At 64.3% G+C, this 4128-nt stretch carries 3 protein-coding genes; 2 read left to right on the top strand and 1 reads right to left on the bottom strand.

Annotated features, from left to right (window positions below; genetic code table 11):
• Positions 1-102: 102 nt before the first annotated feature.
• Positions 103-540, bottom strand: coding sequence for a GAF domain-containing protein (locus tag ACILSQ_RS17800; protein WP_395744999.1), 438 nt, complete (start codon positions 538-540; stop codon positions 103-105).
• An 85-nt stretch (positions 541-625) separates the two neighbouring features.
• Between ACILSQ_RS17800 and ACILSQ_RS17795 the strand changes: the two genes are divergently transcribed.
• Positions 626-1225 carry a hypothetical protein gene (locus ACILSQ_RS17795; RefSeq protein ID WP_395744998.1) on the top strand — a complete coding sequence of 200 codons (600 nt, stop codon included), beginning with the start codon at positions 626-628 and terminating at the stop codon, positions 1223-1225.
• A gap of 23 nt (positions 1226-1248) precedes the next feature.
• A complete protein-coding gene (locus tag ACILSQ_RS17790) occupies positions 1249-3984 on the top strand; it encodes a helicase-related protein (protein ID WP_395744997.1) in 2736 nt (911 codons plus the stop codon).
• Positions 3985-4128: the final 144 nt, after the last annotated feature.

The raw sequence follows: 4128 nt of genomic DNA, 5'->3' as shown, positions 1-4128 counted from the left end.
GGAATTTCAGCCAAAACGCCCGGCGCGCTGACGTGAGCGCGGCCGGGCGTTTTTTTGGGTTTTTTTGATGAGCTGAGGAAGTGAATCCCGAGGAAAGCGGCCTCAGGGGGGCAGCAGAAGGGGCGCGATGCTGCGGGCGGTCTGCATCAGCCGTTCCTTCTCCTCCGGGGTGAAGTCGTAGGGGACCATCTTGCCGATACCCAGAGTGCCGCAGAGACGGCCGCCATCCAGGACCGGGACGGCCAGGGTGCCCTGCACATGGGTCTGTCTGGCACCTATCCTGGCCACGCCGGAGGTGTCTGTCTGCAGGTTGCACATTTCCACGGGCTCCTGGCGTTCGGCGGCGACTCCGGCGATGCCCTTGCCGACAGGGATGGACTGGATGATGGGCATCAGCGCTTCGGGGATGCCCTGGTGGGCGACGAGTTTGAGATGATGATCCGCCGGGTCCAGGCGGTGGAGGGTGCCTGTAGTGCAGCCAAATGCCGCGATGGTCTGCGTAAGAAATTCAGACCAGGTGGGGACGGTGGTGGAAATCATGACGCAGGGGTGAGGTGTGAAGGCAGGATTTGTCGTTGTCTGGACGGAAGGGGGACGCTATTCTGCCGCCATCTTCGTTTCTGTCATGAAATCATGCTCTGCTTTTTTTGTCCTTCTTTGGGTGACCGCTGCCGCCGGGCAGCCGGCTGCGCCCGCCGGCACTTCCATTGTGGCCAAGAGCACCTACCACAAGGACAACTCGCATTCCGAGACGATCCTCGACAAGTCAACGAACGAGCTCATTGAGGCCACGTACAATGCGGCCGGAGTGCTGGTGGCCAAGAAGCACTACCTGCTGAATGAGCGGGGACTTCCCACCCAGGGGCATATTTACGACGGGCGCGGCAATCTTGTGGCGCGCTCCCAGGTGTATTTTGATGCCTACGGGCGCGCCGCGGAGATGCGGTCGTTCAATCTCAACGGCCAGTGCTACCAGCAGGTGATCTATGAATATGATCAAGCCACAGGGGCCGCCAAGAAGCCCAAAGTCATCAATGTCGATCCCCGTGCGGCCCCATCGATCAAGCCTGCCTACATCGATTTCACCCAAAACACGACGGTGCCTGGAATGGTGACGCCACAGCAGCAGCAGGGGGCGGTGGTGCCGCAGCAGCAGGCGGTTCCGGCCCAGCCGCAGGCGCCGCCGAAGAAAAAAGGGTTCTTTGGGCGGCTGTTCGGAAAATGAGGAGGCCTTAGCCCACGGTACGGATGGAAGCCCCCGCACCCGGCCAGCGCTGGATCAGTCAAAGCGAGCCCGAACTGGGCCTTGGCATCGTCAGCAGCCTGGAAGGCAATTTTATCGATCTGCGCTTTCCCGCAGCGGGGGAGAAGCGGCGCTATGCACGCAACGGAGCCCCGCTGCGGCGGGCCAGCTTTCAGGCGGGGGACAAGATATCACTGCGTGAGGGCGGCGAGCACCAGATCGATTCTGTGAGTGTGAGGGACGGGGCCTTGATCTACCACTGCGGTGCGCAGAGCTTTCCGGAGGCGGACCTGGCCGACACGCTGAGCCTGGGCGGGCCGCAGGAGCGGCTGCTGGCGGCGAGCGTGGATGATCTGCAGGCCTTTGCACTGCGGGCGGAGGCGGTGGAATGGCGCTGCCGCATGCAGGCCTCGCCCGTGAGGGGTTTTATTGGCGGGCGGGTGGATCCGATCCCGCATCAGATGTCCATTGCGGCGGATGTCACCGGGCGGCTGCTGCCGAGGGTGCTGCTGGCGGATGAGGTGGGTCTGGGCAAGACGATCGAGGCCGGGCTGATTTTGCATCGGCTGAATCTAACGGGGCGTGCCTCGCGCATTCTGGTGCTGGTGCCCGATGCGCTGCCGCACCAGTGGTTTGTGGAGCTGCTGCGCCGGTTTAACCTGATGTTCAGCCTCTTCGATGAAGAGCGGTGCGCGGCCATTGAAGCGGGAGATCCGGAGGGCAATCCCTTTCACGACAGCCAGCTCGTGCTCTGCCCGCTGTCGCTGCTGAGCGAGTCGCCGAAGCGCGCGCTGCAGGCGGCCGAGGCCGGGTGGGACCTGCTGATCGTGGACGAGGCGCATCATCTGGAGTGGAGCGTCGAGGCGCCGGGAACGGCCTATCAAGTGGTGGAGGCCATCGCGCAGCGGGTGCCGGGGGTGCTGCTGCTGACCGCCACGCCGCAGCAACTCGGGGCCGAGGGGCACTTTGCGCGGCTGCGGCTGCTGGACCCGGACCGCTATGGGGATCTGAATGCGTTTCTGGCGGAATCAACGCGCTATGAACAGGTGGCGCAGGTGGTGGACCGCATTTTGCAGGGCGGCCAAATGAGCGGGGAAGATCGCGCGCTTTTTGCCAGTCATTCTCCGCGGGTGCAGCAGCATGCGGCGCAACTGGCGGAAGGGAATGAGAGCGCACGCCAGCGCCTGGTGGCAGATCTGCTGGACGAGTTTGGGACGGGGCGCGTGATGTTCCGAAACACACGCGCGGTCATTCAGGGATTTCCGCCGCGCCGCTGCCATCTGCAGCCGCTGAGTGTGGAGGAAAACTCGTGCGCGGAAGATACGCTGATCCGCTGGCTGGCGGCGACGCTGCGGGAGCTGGGAGAGGCGAAGGTGCTGCTGATCTGCCGCACACGGAAGCTGGCCGAGGACACTCACGAGCGGCTGCTGCGCGAGATCAATGTGCATGCGGTGCTGTTTCACGAAGGACTGACGCTGATGCAGCGGGACCGGCATGCGGCGGCGTTTGCCGATCCTGAAGGCGCGCGCATTTTGATCTGCTCGGAGATCGGCAGCGAGGGGCGGAACTTCCAGTTTGCGCAGCATCTGGTGCTGTATGACCTGCCGCGTGATCCTGAGCTGCTGGAGCAGCGGATCGGCCGTCTGGACCGCATCGGGCAGAAGGGCACGATCAACATTCATGTACCTTTCGTGGCGGGCAGCGAGGGCGAGGTGCTGGCGCGGTGGTATCACGAGGGGCTGGATGCCTTTGAGCACAGCCTGCAGGGGGCGACGCAGCTTCTGCACAGCTTTGCGGCGGAGATCGCGGTGCTGTGCGCTGAGTTTGATGCCGAGAAGCTGGAGGAGTGCATCAGGCGCTCCAAGGCGCTGCGCCTGGAGGTGCGGCAGAAGCTGGAGCGCGGGCACAACCGTCTGCTGGAGCTGAACTCCTGCAAGCCGCGGCTGGCGGCGCGCATGATCGAGCGCATCCGTGATGTGGATGCCGGGCTGGATTTCGAGCGGTTCTTCATCCACCTGCTGGACCACTTTGGCATGCATGTGGAGGAGATGACGGACCGCACGTGGTACATCCGGCCGGACAATCTGATCACCGATGCTTTGCCCTCGCTGCCGGAGGAGGGGCTGACTTTTTCCTTTGATCGTGAGCGGGCGCTCTCGCGAGACCACGAAGCTTTCATGACATGGGATCATCCGCTGGTGTGCGCGGCGCTGGATGTGCTGCTGGGCTCGCATGCGGGGAACGCGGGGTTTGCGTTTTGGAAGGCCTCCGGTGGTGAAGGGCTGGTGCTGCAAACCTGCTTCATTGCCGAATGCGTGGCGCCGCCGGCGCTGCATGCCGCGCGGTTCATGCCGGCCATGCCGCTGCGGGTGGCGGTGGATCACCAGGGGCGTGATTTGAGCGCTGATCCTGCTTTCACGCGCGCGAAGCTGTCTGCCGGAGACCCGACGCGCACGGTGGAAAACGAGACGGTGCGGCACAAGCTGCTGCCGACGATGCTGGGCAAGGCGCAGCAGCTTGCCGAGGCGCAGCTCAAGACGTTGCAGCAGCGCGCGCTGGCGGCGATGAGGAAGCAGATGGATGAGGAGATCGCCCGGCTGGAGGATTTGCAGGCGCGGAATCCGCACGTGCGGCCGGAGGAAATTGCGGCGCTGAAGGAGCAGCGGGAGGCGCTGGCGGCGGCGATTGGGGCCGCCACGGTGCGGCTGGATGCGGTGCGGCTGGTGCTGCGGCTGAGGTGAGTTTCCTGCTTGGAGGGGGCGGGGGGAGATGCGGGAAAGCAGGGACGCTCGAAAGCGGCGCTCAAGCGCCGCAGTCCGGGGACGCTGACGCGCATGAGCTGACGCCAAATCGATGGGGCATAACAAAAAAGCCGGAGTCTGGCG

Source organism: Prosthecobacter sp., assembly GCF_044227185.1.
GTDB lineage: Bacteria > Verrucomicrobiota > Verrucomicrobiia > Verrucomicrobiales > Verrucomicrobiaceae > Prosthecobacter.
The sequence above is the reverse complement of the archived record's forward strand: the minus strand, read 5'-3'. Positions and strand labels throughout refer to the sequence as shown.